Genomic DNA, 16,567 nt, shown 5'->3' with positions numbered 1-16,567 from the left:
CGAACACGCTCCGACCATAGCAAGAATCCAACATGGCTACAATCCATCATCGCCATAAAGCCTTGATGGATCAGATCTATCGGGGCACAAGGCTTACGTCATGACCATCGATCCGCGCTCGCACACGCCGGTCTACGTCCAGCTCGCCGACCTGATCCGGGAGCAGATCGAATCGGGCGCGCTGCCGCCCGGGGCGAGCGTCGGCAGCGAGTCGCGGCTCAGCCAGGAACACCAGATCGGCCGCGACGCGGTCCGGATGGCGATTTCGCTGCTGCGATCGGAAGGGCTCGTCACCACCAGCCGTCCGCTCGGCACGCGGGTCCGGGAGACGCCGCAGCGCAGGCAGGTGGAGCTGGCCGCGGGCGCGAGAGTCGTCGCGCGGATGCCTACCGGTGCCGAGCGCCGGAACATGCTGCTGGACGAGGGCGTACCGGTGCTCGAGATCCACGGCCCGGAGGGCGACGTGGAGTTGCTGCCGGGCGACGAGGTGGAGCTGACCCGCCCGGCACACGACTGAGCCGGGCGGCGCTCGTCAGACGGTGGGCGTACCCATCGCCACGTCGTCGACCCGGATGTTGATCTCGGCGGCGCGCAGTCCGTACGCCTCGATCGCGGACGCCACAGCGGCCCGCACCTCGTTCGTCACCTGCGGCACCGGGTGGCCGGCATCGATCACGAGGACGAGGTTGACCACTGCCGACCCGTCGGTGACGAGCGCCGAGCAGCCGCGCCGCGCGTCCCCGACCTGGTCCAGCCCGACCCGGTCCAGCACGGCGTTGAAGAAGCGGGCGATGTCGCCGCCCAGCTCGGCCACCCCGGGCACCGACTTCGCGGCGGCCACCGCGATCTTCTCGACCACCTCGTCCGACACCGAAGTGCTCCCGCCCGCGACCACGCCAGGTGTCACCGGCAGCTCCTGAGTAGCGTCGTGCTCCACGCGTCCCACCCTCCCTCGTCCGGGGGAGCGTACATCGACCGTCGATCATGGAGTTGCGGCCCCGACAGAAGCCGCGAAGCAGGCGCCTCCGGGGCCGCAACTGCAAGATCGCGGGGTTGTGGGGTGGCGTGGGCCCGAGGTTCGGCGAGCGCCTCCCGTCACGCGAGATCGGCGTTCCGCCAGGTGGGAGCGGTGGAGATCTTGGTACGAAAGGGCCCCTATGGGGGCCGTTTCATACCAAGATCTCGGCGGGAGCGGGGCGGGGCGGGGCGGGGCGGGGCGGGTCAGGAGCCTAGCTGGGCCAGCAGCTCGTCGGCCGCCGCGTACGGGTCGATGGCGCCCTCGGCCACCTTGGCGGCGAGCGTCGGGAGCTGCGTACCGTCGCGCAGCGAGCCGATCCGCGCGCGCAGGACGCCCAGCGCGATCGCCTCGATCTCGGCGGCGGCCCGCGTCTCCCGGCGGCGGCGCAGCTCGCCGTGGCGCTCCAGCCAGTCGCGGTGCTTGTCGATCGCGGCGGCGATGTCGTCGATGCCCTCGGCGCGGGCGGCGATCGAGCGCACCACCTGCGGACGCCACTCCCCCGGCCCGCGCTCGCCGAGCGCGATCATGCCCTGGATGTCGCGGACCGTGGCGTCGGCGCCGTCCCGGTCGGCCTTGTTGACCACGAAGACGTCGGCGATCTCCAGGATGCCGGCCTTGACCGCCTGGATCGCGTCGCCCATGCCCGGCGCGAGCAGCACCAGCGTGGTGTCGGCGAGCGAGGCCACCTCCACCTCGGCCTGCCCGACGCCGACGGTCTCGACCAGCACCACGTCGCAGCCCGCGCCCTCCAGCACCCGCACCGCCTGCGGCGTGGCCGCGGAGAGCCCGCCCAGGTGGCCCCGGCTGGACATCGAGCGGATGTAGACGCCCGGGTCGGTCGCGTGGTCCTGCATCCGGACCCGGTCGCCGAGGATGGCGCCGCCGGTGAACGGGCTGGACGGGTCGATCGCCAGCACGCCGACCCGGTGACCGCGCGCCCGCAACGCCCGGACCAGCTCGTTCGTGGTGGTCGACTTGCCCACCCCGGGCGAGCCGGTCAGGCCGACGACCTGGGCCTGCCCGGCGTACGGCGCGAGCGCCGCCGCGACCTGCGGCAGCACCTCGTCGCCGGACTCGACCAGGGTGATCAGCCGGGCCACCGCGCGGGGGTCGCCCGCGCGGGCCCGCTCGACAAGCATGGGTACGTCCCGGCTGCGGCGCACCGGGCCGGTGGCCGCCGCCGGGGCGTTCTGTACGTCACTCACAGGTATCAGCTATCAGCTCTCGTCACCGGTCGGCACGTGGATGATCAGCGCGTCGCCCTGCCCGCCACCGCCGCAGAGCGCCGCCGCGCCGGTGCCGCCGCCCCGGCGCTTCAGCTCCATCGCCAGCGTGAGCACGAGCCGGGCGCCGGACATGCCGATCGGGTGGCCGAGCGCAATCGCGCCGCCGTTGACGTTCACCTTGTCGGCATCGACGCCGAGGTCACGGGCGGACTGGATACCGACCGCCGCGAACGCCTCGTTGATCTCGATGAGGTCGAGGTCGTCGATGCTCAGGCCGCCCTTCTTCAGGGCGTGGTTGATCGCGTTGGACGGCTGCGAGTGCAGGGAGTTGTCCGGGCCGGCCACGTTGCCGTGGGCGCCGATCTCGGCCAGCCAGGTGAGCCCCAGCTCCTTGGCCTTGGCCTTGCTCATCACCACGACCGCGGCGGCGCCGTCGGAGATCGGCGAGGAGCTGCCGGCGGTGATGGTCCCGTCCTTGGTGAAGGCGGGGCGCAGCTTCCCGAGCGACTCGGCGGTGGTGTCCGGCCGGATGCCCTCGTCCTCGCTGATCACCAGCGGCTCGCCCTTGCGCTGCGGGATGACCACCGGGGTGATCTCGTCGGCGAAGTGGCCGTTCTTCTGCGCGGCGGCGGCGCGCTGGTGGCTGGCCGCGGCGAACGCGTCCTGCTCCTCGCGCGTGATGCCGTGCTTCGCGCCGTGCCGCTCGGTGGACTCGCCCATCGAGCAGCAGTCCCAGGCGTCGGTGAGTCCGTCCAGCGCCATGTGGTCCTTGACCGCCACGTCGCCGTACTTGTAGCCCGAGCGCTGGCCGAGCAGCAGGTGCGGGGCGTTGGTCATCGACTCCATGCCGCCGGCCACCACGACGTCGAACTCGCCGGCCCGGATGAGCTGGTCGGCCAGCGCGATCGCGTCCAGCCCGGAGAGGCAGACCTTGTTGATGGTCAGCGCCGGGGTGGACATCGGGATGCCGGCCTCGACGGCGGCCTGCCGGGCCGGGATCTGCCCGGCGCCGGCCTGGAGCACCTGCCCCATGATCACGTACTGGACCTGCTCGGGCGCGACGCCGGCGCGCTCCAGCGCCGCCTTGATCGCGATGCCACCGAGCTTGGTCGCGGGGAGGTCCTTGAGGTTGCCCAGCAGGCGCCCCATCGGGGTCCGCGCGCCGCTGACGATCACCGAAGCCATTGCCTGCCTCCGAGGGGGTGCCGACCTGTACGCCTTAACGATTGTTCGGTCAGACTAGCGTCATGGCTGAGAACTCCCCCGTCGAGCCCGCTGCCGAGTTTGTCACAGACATCGGGCTGCGCCGCATCGACCACGTCGGGATCGCCGTCGGCGACCTGGACGCCGCGATCGACTTCTACCAGCGCACCTTCGGCATGCGCTGCATGCACACCGAGACGAACGAGGAGCAGGGCGTACGCGAAGCGATGCTGGCGGTCGGGCCGGACGCGTCCGGCGGCATGGTGCAGCTGCTCGCGCCGCTGTCCCCGGACACCACGATCGGCAAGTTCCTGGACAAGCGCGGTCCGGGCATCCAGCAGGTGGCGTACACGGTGGCGGACATCGACGTGGCCTGCGCGGCGCTGCGCGAGCGTGGCGTGCGGCTGCTCTACGACGCTCCGCGGCGCGGCACGTCGAACTCCCGGGTCAACTTCGTGCACCCGAAGGACGCCGGGGGCGTGCTGATCGAGCTGGTCCAGCCCGCCTGATGCGCAAGGAAGGGCCCCTTCTTAACAGACGTCTGTTAAGAAGGGGCCCTTCCTAACAAGTGGGAACGCGCGCGGCAGTGCGCGCTTGCACGTTCCCACGTACACCTCCACGCATCGGCCGATGCAGTTTTTCACAGAGGGGTTCCTGCTTTAGCTACCGTTAAGTAACGTCCGCCCGAACAGCAGCGGCGACCGGTGCCGAATGTGTCGATTGCCGACATGGCGGTCCCGTCGCACCGGCGCCGACGATGGCAGCACCCCTGCCCGCGGTGTGCGGGTGCGGACAAACGGGAGGTCACCGTGCAGGACATCCTCGAAGCGATCATGGCGGCGGAGGGTTCGTCGCAGCCGGAGCGGGAGCTCGCCGGGCTCGCCGGCCTGCCCGTGCCGGAGAGCTACCGGGGCGTGGTGGTGCGCGCCGAGGACACCCGCATGTTCGAGGGCATGGCCACCCGCGACAAGGACCCGCGCAAGGCGCTGCACGTGCAGGAGGTGCCCACCCCCGAGCTGGGCCCGGGTGAGGCGCTCGTCGCGGTGATGGCCAGCGCGATCAACTACAACACGGTGTGGACGAGCATCTTCGAGCCGCTGCCCACGTTCAAGTTCCTCCAGCGCTACGGCCGGCTCTCCGAGCTGACCCGCCGCCACGACCTGCCGTACCACGTGGTCGGCTCGGACGCCGCCGGCGTCGTGCTGCGCACCGGCCCGGGCGTGACCAAGTGGAAGGCCGGCGACGAGGTGGTCGCGCACTGCCTGTCGGTCGAGCTGGAGGACTCCGCCGGTCACGACGACACGATGCTCGACCCGCAGCAGCGGATCTGGGGCTTCGAGACCAACTTCGGCGGCCTGGCCGAGCTGGCGATCGTCAAGGCCAACCAGCTGATGCCGAAGCCGCGCCACCTGAGCTGGGAGGAGGCGGCCAGCCCGGGGCTGGTCAACTCCACCGCGTACCGGCAGCTCGTCTCGCACCACGGCGCGAACATGAAGCAGGGCGACGTGGTGCTGATCTGGGGCGCGTCCGGCGGCCTCGGCGGGTACGCCACCCAGATGGCGCTCAACGGCGGCGCGATCCCGGTCTGCGTGGTCTCCTCGCCGGAGAAGGCCGAGCTGTGCCGCAAGATGGGCGCCGAGCTGGTCATCGACCGCACCGCCGAGGGGTTCAAGTTCTGGTCCGACGAGCAGACCCAGGACCAGGACGAGTGGCGCCGCTTCGGTGAGCGCATCCGCGAGCTGACCGGCGGCGAGGACCCGGACATCGTCTTCGAGCACCCGGGCCGGGAGACGTTCGGCGCCAGCGTCTACGTCGCCAAGAAGGGCGGCACGATCGTCACCTGCGCCTCCACCAGCGGCTACATGCACCAGTACGACAACCGCTACCTGTGGATGCACCTCAAGCGGATCGTCGGCAGCCACTTCGCCAACTACCACGAGGCGTGGCAGGCCAACCGGCTGGTCGCGCTCGGCAAGGTGCACCCGACCGTGTCGAAGACGTACGCGCTGGAGCAGACCGGCCAGGCCGCGTACGAGGTGCACCGCAACGCGCACCAGGGCAAGGTCGGCGTGCGGTGCCTCGCCCCCGCCGACGGACTGGGCGTCCGGGACACCGAGATGCGCGCGCGGCACGAAAGCGCGATCAACCGCTTCCGCGGTCACTGACCGTACGGTCGTCCCGGATTGCCTTTCCGGCCGACCCGGGCGCCATTCGACCGGCGTACGCACAAAGGGCCGTGGGTGTCGAACCCGCGGCCCTTTTCGCGCCGCCTTCCCCGCAGAAGCCCGACCCGCCCGACCCGCCCGGGAGCTGCCAAGATCGCCTATTGGTCCGGTCCCGCCGGGCGGCCGAGTTGACCATGTAAACAGGACGCGAAAGGTGCCGACCGCTCTTGCGAACCACCCTGGGGCGTCTGCCAGTATGTCCCAATGCCCCAGCAGCAGTCCTCCCCTCTTGCGTTCTTCGATAACGCGAACTCACAGCCCGATTTCACCGTTGGCCTGCGCGGTTACAACACCAACCAGGTGGACGACTTCATCGGCCGCCTCACCGCCGCCCTGAGCCAGTCCGAGCAGGCCCGCGCCGAGGCCGAGCAGCGGATGAACGACGCTCAGCGCCGGCTGCGGCAGGCCGAGCAGCGCCAGAGCGCGCTCGAGCAGAAGCTCACCGAGACCAACAAGCAGCTCGAGGAGAACAGCCGGCCGACCCTGTCCGGCCTGGGCACTCGCGTCGAGCAGATCCTGCGGCTGGCCGAGGAGCAGGCCAACGACCACCGCAACGAGGCCAAGCGCGAGTCGGAGGGCATCCTCTCCGCCGCCCGCCTCGAGGCGCGTGAGATCACCGACAAGGCCCGCGCCGAGGCCGCCGCCATGAAGGCGACCGCCGAGCGCGAGGCCGGCAGCGTCCGTACCGCCGCCGAGCGCGAGGCCGCCGAGGTCCGGGTGCAGGCCCGCCGCGAGGCCGACACGCTGCGCGCCGACGCCGACCGCGAGACCAAGCAGCTGCGTACGGTCACCGCGCACGAGGTGGCCGAGCTGAAGTCGACTGTCGAGCGCGAGGTCGCCACGCTGCGCGCCACCGCCGAGCGGGAGATCACCCAGCAGCGGGCCAAGGCCGCCCGGGAGGCCGAGGAGAAGCGCGCCGAGGCGACCAAGCTGCTCACCGACGCGCGCGACAAGCGCGACAAGGACCTGCAGGCGCTGGAGCTCCAGCTCGCCGAGCGGCGGGAGAAGGCCGAGCGCGAGGAGTCGGAGCGGCACGCCGCCCAGGTCGCGCAGACCCAGAAGCTGGTGAACGAGGCCGAGCAGCGCGCCCGCGCCGCGCAGGAGCGGGCCAAGGAGATCGAGCAGCGGGCCGAGGCCCGCCGGGTCGAGTCCGAGCGCACCGCCAACGAGACCGTCGACAAGGCCAAGGCGCTGGCCGACAAGACGCTCAACGAGGCGCGCGCCGAGGCGCAGCGGGTGCTCAACGAGGCCCGTACCGAGGCCGAGCTGACCACGCAGGCGGCCCGCCGCGAGGTCGAGGACCTCACCCGCCAGAAGGACGCGGTCACCTCGCAGCTCGGGCAGATGCTGTCCGGCCTGGCCGGCATCGTGCCGGGCGTGCCGGCCGGCGGCAAGGGCGACACCCCGAAGGCCGACGCCTCCGGGCAGAAGGTGACGGCCGAGTCGGCCGGCTGACCGTTACACCCGCTGTCGGGGGCATGAGCCACGGCGCGGGGTGACACCGGGTGACCGGTGTCGCCTCGCGCCGTCATGCTGTGCGGGCCCGTTTCGCCGGGAGGGTGAAGTAGCTCCCAGAAGGGGCGTCCGTATCGCCCCAGCAGAGCCGGATGCGTGTGAGGATGGGGTCATGTCGCACGGCGAGGAACTGTTCGCGCTCGGCGGGGACGTGACGACGGAGCCCAGCTTCGAGTCCGCCCTGCGGGGGTACGAGAAACGGCAGGTCGACCGCTACGTCGCTCGCGCGGAGCACGAGATCGCGGCGCTGACGACCGAGCGGGAACAGGCGTACACGCAGATCCACAAGCTGGCCGGTCAGGTCGAGGTGCTCCAGCGCGACCTGGCCCAGGTGCGCAAGCAGGCGGCGGTGGTGGACCGGGCGTCGTTCCGGCACCTGGGCCCGCGTGTCGAGCAGATCCTCACCATGGCCGAGGAGCAGGCCGACGACATCCTCGCCGCCGCCAACGAGGAGATCGAGGCCCGCCGGGCCGCCGCCGAGCACATCGTCGAGGAGGCCCGGGAGCAGGCCGCCCAGGCGCTGAAGGACTTCGAGATCGCGCTGGCCGCCCGCCGGAGCGAGGAGGAGCGGCACACCGCCGCCCGCAAGGCCGAGGCCGAGGCCACGCTGAAGGCCGCGAAGGACGAGTCGGCGACGCTGCGCAAGAGCGCGCAGGACGAGTCGGAGAAGATGCGCGCCGCCGCCCGGGACGAGGCGGAGAAGCTGCGCCGGACCGCCCAGGACGCGCTGGCGAAGGCCCAGCAGGAGGCCACCCAGCTCCGCGACACCGCCAAGGAGATCCACTCCCGGGCACAGCAGGAGGCCGCCCGGCTGCGCGAGACGGCCAAGGAGGCGCTGGCGAAGGCCCAGCAGGAGGCGAACCAGCTCCGCGAGGCGGCCAAGGAGGTGCACGCCAAGGGCCAGCAGGAGGCCAAGCGGCTCACCGACGCCGCCGCCGAGGCCGGCCGGGCCACGCACGCCAAGGCGCTCGCCGAGGCCAAGAAGATCGTGGACGACGCGGAGGAGGCGGCCAAGGCCACCCGCGGCCGGGCCCGCACCGAGGCCAACCGGCTAACCACCGAGGCCGCCGAGGCCGGCAAGCGCAACCGCGCCGAGGTCGAGGCGTACGTGCAGCGCATGCGCACCGAGACCGAGGCGTACGTGCAGCAGTCCCGCGCCCAGACCCAGCAGGAGCTGGGCGCCTGGCGGGCCGGGGTGGAGAAGGAGGTCGCCGAGCGGCGGGACAGCGCCGAGAAGGAGCTGGCCCAGCGCCGGGCCGCCGCCGAGCAGGAGTTCGCCAAGCGCCGCGACGAGCTGGACAAGCAGCACGCCAAGCGGCAGGAGGAGCTGGAACAGGCGTACACCACGCGCCGCGACGAGATCGAGCGCACCGCCGCCGACGTCCGGCAGGCCGCCGAGGCCGACGCGCTGAGCATGCGGCAGCAGGCCGAGCTGGAGGCCGCCGAGCTGCTGCGCCGGGCCGAGGCGGATGCCGGCGCGCAGCGCCGCAAGGCCGACGAGCACGTCGCGGCCTCGCGCCGCCAGTTCGAGGAGTACGCGGCCACCACCCAGCAGCACCTCGCCACGACGCAGCAGCACCTGGCCGCGACCCAGCAGGAGGTGGCCGCCGGCCGGCAGCAGCTCGCCGGTGTGATGCTGGAGATCGCCAAGGCGCAGCAGGAGCTGGCCGACCTGCGTACCGAGACGTGGAAGTCGCGGCAGGAGTCCGACGACCTGCAGCGGCAGCTCGCGGATCTGCGGCGCGACGCCGACTCGGCCGGCATCACGGCCACCCCGGTCGACCCGGACGACCTCGCCGCCGCCTCCACCGGCCGGTCCACGGACGACGGCACGCCGGCCGCCGAGGGCACGTTGGTCACCAGCGGCGCGGAGAGCGCCGGCGACACCCCGGCCGGCGGAGGTGCGCCGGTGGCCGCGAAGGGCACCGCCACCGCGGTCCCCAACGGCGCCGGGCCGGCCACTGGTGACGGCGAGCCCGCCGAGGCGGGCAAGGCGAAGCCGGTCGGCGAGCCGGTGACCACGATGGACTCCCCCGGCGGGGCGGGCGTCGACGGCGAGCCCACTGTTGCCGCCGTGCCGGGTGAGGGCGGGCGGGGCGCCACCCCCACGAAGATCACCAGCACCGGTGAGAACGGCAAGCGCCCGACCAAGCCGACCACCGACGAGCGCAGCGCCAAGCCCAGCACGGTGACGGTCGACAAGGACTGACCCACCCGCCGCACCCGGCGGGACGGCCCGGCCGGAAGCGGTGGTGGGATGGTCGGGGCGGACGGCGAGGACTACCCTGCGGGCAGAGGGCCGCGCGTCGGCCGTGGACGGCACCGGCGGGCGAGCCGGCAGCGCGGAAGCCGGGAGGCACGGGTGTCGCAGGAGGTCTCCGCCGCCCCTGATGACGAGGCGGCGGCCGTGAACCCCACCGGCGAGGCGGAACCCGCGCGCGACGCCACGACCGCCGTCGGCAACCCGCGAGCCGGCACGGACACGGGCAGCGAGCGGCCGACCGACGTCGAGCCGGCCGAGTTCGAGCCGAGCGGCCGGTTCGGCGTGCCGGGGCGCCCGCTACGGCGCAGCGCCTTCCTGATCGGCTTCACCGGCGCGCTCGGCGTGCTGCTGGCGTACGCGCTGTTCCTGGGCGTGCGGAACGCGGCCGGCATCCTGGTGCTCGTGGTGATCGCGCTGTTCCTCGCGGTCGGCCTGCACCCGGCGGTGGTCCGGCTGCGCAACTGGGGCCTGCCGCGCGGGCTGGCGGTGGCGGTCGTGACACTCACCCTGCTGCTGCTGATCGTCGCCGGGCTGCTGGCGCTGGTGCCGCCGGTGGTGACCCAGTCCGGCCAGTTCATCCAGCAGCTACCCGGGTACGTCGAGGAGCTGCGCCGCAACCCCACTGTCAACGACCTGGTGATCCGCTACGACGTGATGGAGCGGGTCCAGGCGGCGGCGAACGCGGACAACGTCGGGCGGGCGCTCGGCGGTGTGCTCGGCGGCGCGCAACTGATCTTCGGGACGCTCTTCCGCCTGCTCACCGTGCTGGTGCTGACGATCTACTTCCTGGCGTACTTCGACCGGCTGCGCGAACTCGGGTACGCGCTGGTGCCGCGCTCGCGCCGGGAGCGGGTCCGGCTGATCGGCGACGAGATCCTGACCCGGGTCGGCGCGTACATGGTGGGCGCGCTCGCCATCGCGGTGCTGGCCGGGGTCAGCACGTTCGTGTTCGCGCTGGCGGTCGGCCTGCCGTACCCGTTCGCCCTGGCCGTGGTGGTCGCGGTGACCGACCTGATCCCGCAGATCGGCGCGACGCTGGGCGCGGTGGTGGTGACGCTCGTCGGGCTCGCGACCGACCTGCCGGTGGGCATCGCCTGCCTGGTGTTCTTCGTGGTCTACCAGCAGGTGGAGAACTACCTGATCTACCCGAAGATCATGCGCCGGGCGGTCTCGGTGAACGAGGTGGCCGCGTTGCTGGCCGCGCTGCTCGGGGTGGCGCTGCTGGGCGTGGTGGGCGCGCTCATCGCGATTCCCACGGTGGCCGCGTTGCAGCTGATCCTGCGCGAGGTGGTGCTACCCCGCCAGGACGCCCGCTGAGCCGTTACTCGGCGCGCCGCTGGGCCGGGCCGGGCACCGGGGTGTCGGCGAACGCGGCGACAGTGCGGTCCGCGTACGCGCTGACGTCGCCGGTCTCCATCGGGCCGTCCCAGGTGGTGGGCAGCGGCAGCGGTACACCCGGGGCGACCCGCCGGACGATCTCGTCCAGCACCTTCTCCGCGTCGCCGACCCAGAGGTGCTTGGCACCGTTCACGCCGACCACCTCGGCCTGCGGGACGGCGGCGAACCGCTGCCCGGCCTCCTCCGGCCGCAGGTAGTCGTCGAACTCGGGGACCAGCGCGGTGAGCGGCTTGCCCGTCTCGGCCCAGACCGCCAGGTCCTCCGGGGCGGAGTAGCGCAGCGGCGGGGAGAGCAGGATCGCGCCGGCCACCGCCGGGTCGCAGCCGTACTTCAACGCCAGGTCGGTGCCGAACGACCACCCGACCAGCCAGATGTTCGGCAGTTCGTGGAACTCGGCGTACTCGATCGCGGCGGCCACGTCGAACTTCTCGCCGACGGCGCCGTCGAAGGCGCCCTCGCTGGTGCCGCGGACGCTGCTGGTGCCCCGGGTGTTGAACCGGAGCACGGCCAGGCCGGCCAGCGCGGGTAGGCGCCAGGCCGCCTTGCGGAACACGTGGCTGTCCATCATCCCGCCGTGGGTGGGCAGCGGGTGCAGGCAGACCAGGGTGGCGGACGGCTCGCCCTCCAGCGGCCGGGCCAGCTCACCGACGAGCGTCAGCCCGTCGGCGGTGTGCAGCTCGATGTCCTCCCGGCGGCCGGGCAGGATCGACGACGCGCGAATCGGAGTGCTCACGCCTGCCAGTCTCCCGCGTCGGCGGCCCGGCCGCCCAGTGGGACGGGAACCGGGTGATCCAGATCGCTCAGCCGTAGCGCGGGGCGCCCCGGCCGCGCTGGAGGTTCGGGCCGCGCCGGTCCCGGGCCCGCCAGCAGCCGGAGTGCCAGTGCCGGCGGTCGGTCAGGTCGCCCCGGTCGTCGGCCGGCCAGGCCACCAGGTGCGCCACGCCCGGCCGGATCTCCTGGTCACAGCCGGGACAACGGTACGTCTTGACCGATGCGCCGCCGCTGATCGCGCGTACCTGCCAGTCGCCGTCGCGCCACTGCTGCACTGTCGGCACGCCGTGGCGGGCACGCTCGGCGTCCACGGCGGCGATCTCGTCCCGGCGGGGCCGGTTGCGACGGGGGCTCACGGTCACCAAGCGTACGGGCCGCCGGCCGGACCGGCCCGGGTCGGGCGGCCCGGCCGGCGGGTGTCAGCGCCAGGTCGACGGGTCGGTCAGGTCCTGTGCCACCCGTGTCCCGGCCAGCACGTTCGCCGCCTCCGTCTCGGTGAAGTCGATCTGCCCCTTGGGCGGGTCCTCCGGCCACTGCCAGCCGAACGTGGCGGTCAGGTGCGCCTTCGGGATGCCGAGCAGTTCGAGCTGGTGTCCGTCCGGATAGAGGTAGGCGGGACGGCCGCCGACCGTCCGGTCGGCCCGGGTGACGTCCCGGGCGATCTGCGCCCCGTAGACCAGTCTCACCTCCATCGTCGCGCTCGGCGACCGCGTGATCGTGAGCAAGACGGTGAGGCCGCCCGGGAAGGCGCCGGCTTCGACCTCGCAGGTTGCCACCTGGGCGTCCTGCGGCACGGCGCCCAACCGCAGGGGCGCGTCGCACCGGCGTGCCTCGTTCCAGCGGATGGCGCGCAGCGCCTCGGCCAGCGCGTTCCGGTCGCCGCCGAGCATGCTCGCCCGGGCGTACAGGCCGGGAACCGGCTGCCATGCCCGGATCACGCCGCCGGCCCCGACCCGGAACTCCCGGACCTTGCCGTCGAACGTCACCGGGATCGCTCCCTCGGCGCCGGGAAGGCCGTCGAGAAGGAGTTCGTTCACCGCCCGGGCGTCCGGGCTCACTTCGACGAGCACCGGTTTCCCGCCGCCGACGCGGTACCGGATCGACTCGGTCCGGTTCGAGCCGAAGACGGCCCACCGCAGGTAGCGGGCCCGGCTGGTGTCCACCCCCAGGTGCAGCACCAGCGGGTCGGTGCCGACGAGTTCGGGACGCTGGTCGGCGCCCGGCACCCCGTCGGCCTTCGGCGGCACCGGCACGCCGGCTGTCGGCGTCGCGGCCGTCCAGGGCATCCGCTCGGCCAGCCCGCCCAAGTCCGCGCGTACCACGCCGACGAAGCCGAGCACGCCGACCAGGGCGAGCGCGGTGCCGGCGGTGAGTCGGCGGCGTACCTGCCGGCGCCGGCCGAGCGCGCGCGAGCGGCGCAGCAGGCGTCCGGTGTCCGTCTCGCCCTCGGCGTGCTCCCGCAACACCGAGACGATTCGCTGGTCGAGGTCGGTCACAGCCGGCTCCCCTTTGTCATCGGGACGCCACAGCGCTCCCGGAGGTGGGCGAGCGCCCGCATCGCGTGGGTGCGGACGGTGACCGGGGAGCAGTCGAGGATCTGGGCGATCGTGGCGTCGTCCAGGTCCTCGTAGTAGCGCAGCACCAGTACGGCGCGCTGGCGGTCCGGGAGGGCGCGGATCAGCCCCCACATCTCGTCCGGTCCGCCGCCTCGCCGCCGAGGTCGCCGCGTTCGGGCCGGTCGGCGAACGTGTCGACGGCCAGCTCATGGCTGGACCGCCGCCGCCACCAGGACGTGTTGGCGTTGACGAGCATCCGGCGCACGTACACGTCGGGCCGGTCGGCCCGGGCGATCTTGCGCCAGTGCACGTACGCGCGGGCCAGCACGTCCTGGGTCAGGTCCTCGGCGCGGTGCGCGTCGCCGGTCAGCAGCCGGGCCAGACGCAACAGAGCCGGGCCGCGGCTGCCGACGTACTCCTCGAAGGTCACACCTCGAAGACGCCGTCACCGGGCCCGGCTGTTGACGACGGTCAGCGCCGGGTGTGGTCGCGGAACCCGCGGCCGGACTTGCGGCCCAGGTAGCCGGCCGTCACCAGGTGCTCCAGCAGCGGCGCCGGGGCGAAGCCGGGCTCGCGCAGCTCCAGGTACAGCTCCCGCTGGATGGCCAGCGAGACGTCCAGGCCGACCACGTCGAGCAGCTCGAACGGGCCCATCGGGTAACCGCAGCCGAGCTTCATCGCGTAGTCGATGTCGTCGGCGGTCGAGTAGCTGGCCTCCAGCATCCGCACCGCGTCGTTCAGGTACGGGAAAAGCAGCGCGTTGACGATGAAGCCGGACCGGTCGCCGCAGACCACGCCGGTCTTGCCGAGCGTCGCGCAGACCGCGCGGGCGGTGGCCGACGTCTCGGCGGAGGTGCGGATGGTCCGCACGATCTCCACCAGCGGCATGATCGGCGCCGGGTTGAAGAAGTGCAGGCCGATCACGTCGGCCGGGCGCTGGGTCGCCATCGCCACGTCGATCACCGGCAGCGACGAGGTGGTGGTGGCGAGCACGACGCCCGGCTTGCAGATCTCGTCGAGGCTGGCGAACAGCGCCTTCTTGACGCTCAGCTCCTCGATCACGGCCTCGACCACCAGGTCGACGTCGGCCAGGTGGTCCAGCGTCGCGGACCAGGTGATCCGGCCCAGCGCGGCGTCCCGGTCGGTCTCGCTGAGCTTGCCCCGCACCACGCCCTTGTTGAGCGAGGTCTTGACCGCCTCGCAGACCTTCGCGGACTTCTCCGCGCCCCGGGTCACCGAGATGACCTCGTAGCCGGCCTTCGCGAAGACCTCGATGATGCCGGTGGCCATGGTGCCGGAGCCGACCACGCCGACCTTCGCGATGGCGCGGGCGCCGTCGGCGAGCGCGGCGTCACCGGCCGGCGGCGTGTACTCGTCGGGTACGACCTTCGGCGAGCCCGGCCGCTCGTAGGTGTAGAAGCCGCGACCGGACTTCCGGCCGAGCAGCCCGGCGGTGACCATCTGCTTGAGCAGCGGGGCCGGGGCGTGCCGGCGGTCCCGGCCGCCGCGCCGGTACATCGTGTCGAGGATCTCGTACGCGGTGTCCAGACCGATCAGGTCCATCAGCGCCAGCGGGCCCATCGGCAGGCCGCAGCCGAGCTTCATGGCGGCGTCGATGTCCTCGCGGGTGGCGTAGCGGGCCTCGAACATGCCGACCGCGTGGTTCAGGTAGCCGAACAGCAGCGCGTTGGCGATGAAGCCGGCCCGGTCGCTGATCGTCACGTCGACCTTGCCGAGCCGCTCGCAGAGCGCCTCCACGTCAGCGACCACGTCGGCCGAGGTGACCACCGTGCGGACCACCTCGACCAGCTTCATCACCGGGGCCGGGTTGAAGAAGTGGATGCCGATGACCTGGTTGGGCCGGGAGGTGGCGACGGAGATCTCGGTGACGCTCAGCGAGGACGTGTTGGTGGCCAGGATCGCCTCGGGCTTGCAGACCCGGTCCAGCTCGGCGAAGATCCGCTGCTTGAGGTCCAGGTGCTCGGGCACCGCCTCGATCACCAGGTCCACGTCGTGCAGCGCGTCCAGGCCGACCCGGAAGTCGACGCGCGCCAGCAGCGCGTCCCGCTCGGCCTCGGCGAGCTTGCCCTTGGCGACGGCCCGGTCGGTGGAGCCGGTCAGCGTGACCCGGCCCCGCTCCAGGGCGGCCTCGGAGATCTCGACGGCTGTGACGTCGAGGCCGTTGCGGGCGAAAACCTCCACGATGCCGGCACCCATGGTGCCCAGACCCACCACGCCCACCCTGGTGAACTCCCGCGCCACGACCGGCCTCCCCTGGCTCGACTCCGCCGTCCGCGACATGAACGGCCGCTAAGGTTATGCGCCGGAGTCTGCCACGTGACGCTGTGTTGTCGAGACGCCGTGGGATATTTCACGCACCGCGCCTCAGCCGGTGGCGTTCTCCCCGGCCAGCGCCAGCAGTTCGGCGACGAACTCCGCCGGCCGCTCCAGGTGCGGACTGTGCCCGCACCCGGGCAGCACCACCTCACGGTACGTCCCGCCGGCCGCCGCGTACCGGTCCAGCACCGCGCGGGTCTGCCCCACCATCGGCTGCGGCGGGCACTCCTGCGGGCCCGGCCAGCCGGGCACCACGCCGAGCTGACCGAGGTACGCCAGGTCGAACAGCGAGGTGTCCGAGACGATCACGTCGGCGTCTCCGCGTACCCAGGTCACCGGCGGCTTGACCGGCACGGCGACCAGCTCGTCGGCGAGCCGGAAGTGGGCCGGGGCCAACGCGTTGAGGACGCCGCGCGGCCCGGCGGCGGTCCCCGGCCAGTGCGCCGAGGCCACCGCGGTGCCCGGGTAGTTGTCGTCCCCGGTGGCGGTGGTCAGCATGCTGTCCAGCAGCAGGTCCTCGTGCTCGCCCAGCGAGGCCGGGTCGGCCACGTACGCGGCGCGCAGCACCGCCCGCGGGCTGGTCGGGCCGTCGGCGCTCCGGTCACCGGCGGCGAGCCGCGCCACGAAGTCCGGGTTCGCGCCTCCGGCGCCGGTCCCGGCGAAGTCGGGCGTGGTGGGGTTGCCGTCGAGGTCCCGGGTGCCGCCGAAGCCGTACGGGGACACCGGCGCCTCCAGCAGCAGCCCGGATACCCGCTCGGGGTGGCCGACGAGCAGCCGCATCGCCACGCCGCCGCCGAGCGAGTGCCCGGCCACCACCGGCCGGGCGCCGGGCGGGAACAGCCCCGGGACGTCCAGCAACGCGGCCACGTCGTCGGCGAAGTCGTCGAGCCCCCTGGTGGCGTCAACGGGTGCGGTGTCGGTCTCGCCGTAGCCGCGCAGGTCGGGGGCGACCACCCGGAGCGTGTCCGGCAGCCGGGCGAGCAGCGGTTCCCAGAAGGCGGAGGAGGAGACGTTGCCGTGCACCAGCAGGACCGGTACGCCGTCCGGCGGACCGG

At 72.8% G+C, this 16,567-nt stretch carries 14 protein-coding genes and 1 pseudogene; 6 read left to right on the top strand and 9 right to left on the bottom strand.

What is annotated here, in order from left to right:
* Positions 1 to 100: 100 nt before the first annotated feature.
* A complete protein-coding gene (locus MCBG_RS25490) occupies positions 101 to 517 on the top strand; it encodes a GntR family transcriptional regulator (protein ID WP_030503874.1) in 417 nt (138 codons plus the stop codon).
* A 15-nt stretch (positions 518 to 532) separates the two neighbouring features.
* Here the strand turns inward: MCBG_RS25490 and MCBG_RS25485 are convergent, their stop codons facing one another.
* The 3 genes from MCBG_RS25485 to MCBG_RS25475 form a co-directional block, all read right to left on the bottom strand.
* Positions 533 to 937: an Asp23/Gls24 family envelope stress response protein gene (locus MCBG_RS25485; protein WP_043328740.1), complete on the bottom strand. Its 405-nt coding sequence runs from the start codon at positions 935 to 937 to the stop codon at positions 533 to 535.
* 284 nt (positions 938 to 1,221) lie between these two features.
* On the bottom strand, positions 1,222 to 2,157 hold the full coding sequence (gene meaB, locus MCBG_RS25480) for a methylmalonyl Co-A mutase-associated GTPase MeaB (RefSeq protein ID WP_240925857.1): 936 nt from the start codon (positions 2,155 to 2,157) through the stop codon (positions 1,222 to 1,224).
* A gap of 78 nt (positions 2,158 to 2,235) precedes the next feature.
* Positions 2,236 to 3,429, bottom strand: coding sequence for an acetyl-CoA C-acetyltransferase (locus MCBG_RS25475; RefSeq protein ID WP_043328737.1), 1,194 nt, complete (start codon positions 3,427 to 3,429; stop codon positions 2,236 to 2,238).
* Between the two features lie 62 nt (positions 3,430 to 3,491).
* Between MCBG_RS25475 and mce the strand changes: the two genes are divergently transcribed.
* The 5 genes from mce to MCBG_RS25450 all read left to right on the top strand — a co-directional run bounded on the left by mce (position 3,492) and on the right by MCBG_RS25450 (position 10,767).
* Positions 3,492 to 3,956, top strand: coding sequence for a methylmalonyl-CoA epimerase (mce, locus tag MCBG_RS25470; protein ID WP_043328735.1), 465 nt, complete (start codon positions 3,492 to 3,494; stop codon positions 3,954 to 3,956).
* Between the two features lie 300 nt (positions 3,957 to 4,256).
* On the top strand, positions 4,257 to 5,612 hold the full coding sequence (gene ccrA / locus MCBG_RS25465; RefSeq protein ID WP_043328733.1) for a crotonyl-CoA carboxylase/reductase: 1,356 nt from the start codon (positions 4,257 to 4,259) through the stop codon (positions 5,610 to 5,612).
* 264 nt (positions 5,613 to 5,876) lie between these two features.
* On the top strand, positions 5,877 to 7,127 hold the full coding sequence (locus MCBG_RS25460) for a DivIVA domain-containing protein (RefSeq protein WP_043328731.1): 1,251 nt from the start codon (positions 5,877 to 5,879) through the stop codon (positions 7,125 to 7,127).
* A 172-nt stretch (positions 7,128 to 7,299) separates the two neighbouring features.
* Positions 7,300 to 9,396, top strand: a complete 2,097-nt coding sequence (locus tag MCBG_RS25455; protein WP_043328730.1) for a coiled-coil domain-containing protein — start codon at positions 7,300 to 7,302, stop codon at positions 9,394 to 9,396.
* Positions 9,397 to 9,549: 153 nt separating this feature from the next.
* Positions 9,550 to 10,767: an AI-2E family transporter gene (locus MCBG_RS25450; protein ID WP_043328728.1), complete on the top strand. Its 1,218-nt coding sequence runs from the start codon at positions 9,550 to 9,552 to the stop codon at positions 10,765 to 10,767.
* A 4-nt stretch (positions 10,768 to 10,771) separates the two neighbouring features.
* Here MCBG_RS25450 and MCBG_RS25445 read toward each other — a convergent pair whose 3' ends face one another.
* The 6 genes and pseudogenes from MCBG_RS25445 to MCBG_RS25420 form a co-directional block, all read right to left on the bottom strand.
* Positions 10,772 to 11,581, bottom strand: a complete 810-nt coding sequence (locus tag MCBG_RS25445) for an alpha/beta hydrolase (RefSeq protein ID WP_043328726.1) — start codon at positions 11,579 to 11,581, stop codon at positions 10,772 to 10,774.
* A 67-nt stretch (positions 11,582 to 11,648) separates the two neighbouring features.
* Positions 11,649 to 11,975: a hypothetical protein gene (locus tag MCBG_RS25440; RefSeq protein WP_223201325.1), complete on the bottom strand. Its 327-nt coding sequence runs from the start codon at positions 11,973 to 11,975 to the stop codon at positions 11,649 to 11,651.
* A gap of 63 nt (positions 11,976 to 12,038) precedes the next feature.
* On the bottom strand, positions 12,039 to 13,115 hold the full coding sequence (locus MCBG_RS25435) for a hypothetical protein (protein ID WP_043328722.1): 1,077 nt from the start codon (positions 13,113 to 13,115) through the stop codon (positions 12,039 to 12,041).
* A pseudogene (locus tag MCBG_RS25430) lies at positions 13,112 to 13,605 on the bottom strand (SigE family RNA polymerase sigma factor). The gene MCBG_RS25435 and the pseudogene MCBG_RS25430 overlap by 4 nt, the downstream one beginning before the upstream one ends.
* A 41-nt stretch (positions 13,606 to 13,646) precedes the next feature.
* On the bottom strand, positions 13,647 to 15,437 hold the full coding sequence (locus MCBG_RS25425; RefSeq protein ID WP_043328718.1) for a 3-hydroxyacyl-CoA dehydrogenase family protein: 1,791 nt from the start codon (positions 15,435 to 15,437) through the stop codon (positions 13,647 to 13,649).
* 123 nt (positions 15,438 to 15,560) lie between these two features.
* Positions 15,561 to 16,567 (bottom strand): alpha/beta fold hydrolase (locus MCBG_RS25420; RefSeq protein ID WP_043328715.1); only part of this gene is annotated, 1,007 nt, incomplete at its 5' end.

This window comes from Micromonospora sp. M42 (genome assembly GCF_000568915.1).
GTDB lineage: Bacteria > Actinomycetota > Actinomycetes > Mycobacteriales > Micromonosporaceae > Micromonospora > Micromonospora chalcea.
Note: the sequence above shows the minus strand (reverse complement) of the source record. Positions and strands in the feature narration are given on the sequence as shown.

Excerpts from the sequence above, each read along its gene's own strand:
- meaB (WP_240925857.1), bottom strand. The coding sequence starts at position 2,157 with ATGCTTGTCGAGCGGGCCCGCGCGGGCGACCCCCGCGCGGTGGCCCGG.
- mce (WP_043328735.1), top strand. The coding sequence starts at position 3,492 with ATGGCTGAGAACTCCCCCGTCGAGCCCGCTGCCGAGTTTGTCACAGAC.
- MCBG_RS25475 (WP_043328737.1), bottom strand. The coding sequence starts at position 3,429 with ATGGCTTCGGTGATCGTCAGCGGCGCGCGGACCCCGATGGGGCGCCTG.
- MCBG_RS25460 (WP_043328731.1), top strand. The coding sequence starts at position 5,877 with ATGCCCCAGCAGCAGTCCTCCCCTCTTGCGTTCTTCGATAACGCGAAC.
- MCBG_RS25490 (WP_030503874.1), top strand. The coding sequence starts at position 101 with ATGACCATCGATCCGCGCTCGCACACGCCGGTCTACGTCCAGCTCGCC.
- MCBG_RS25455 (WP_043328730.1), top strand. The coding sequence starts at position 7,300 with ATGTCGCACGGCGAGGAACTGTTCGCGCTCGGCGGGGACGTGACGACG.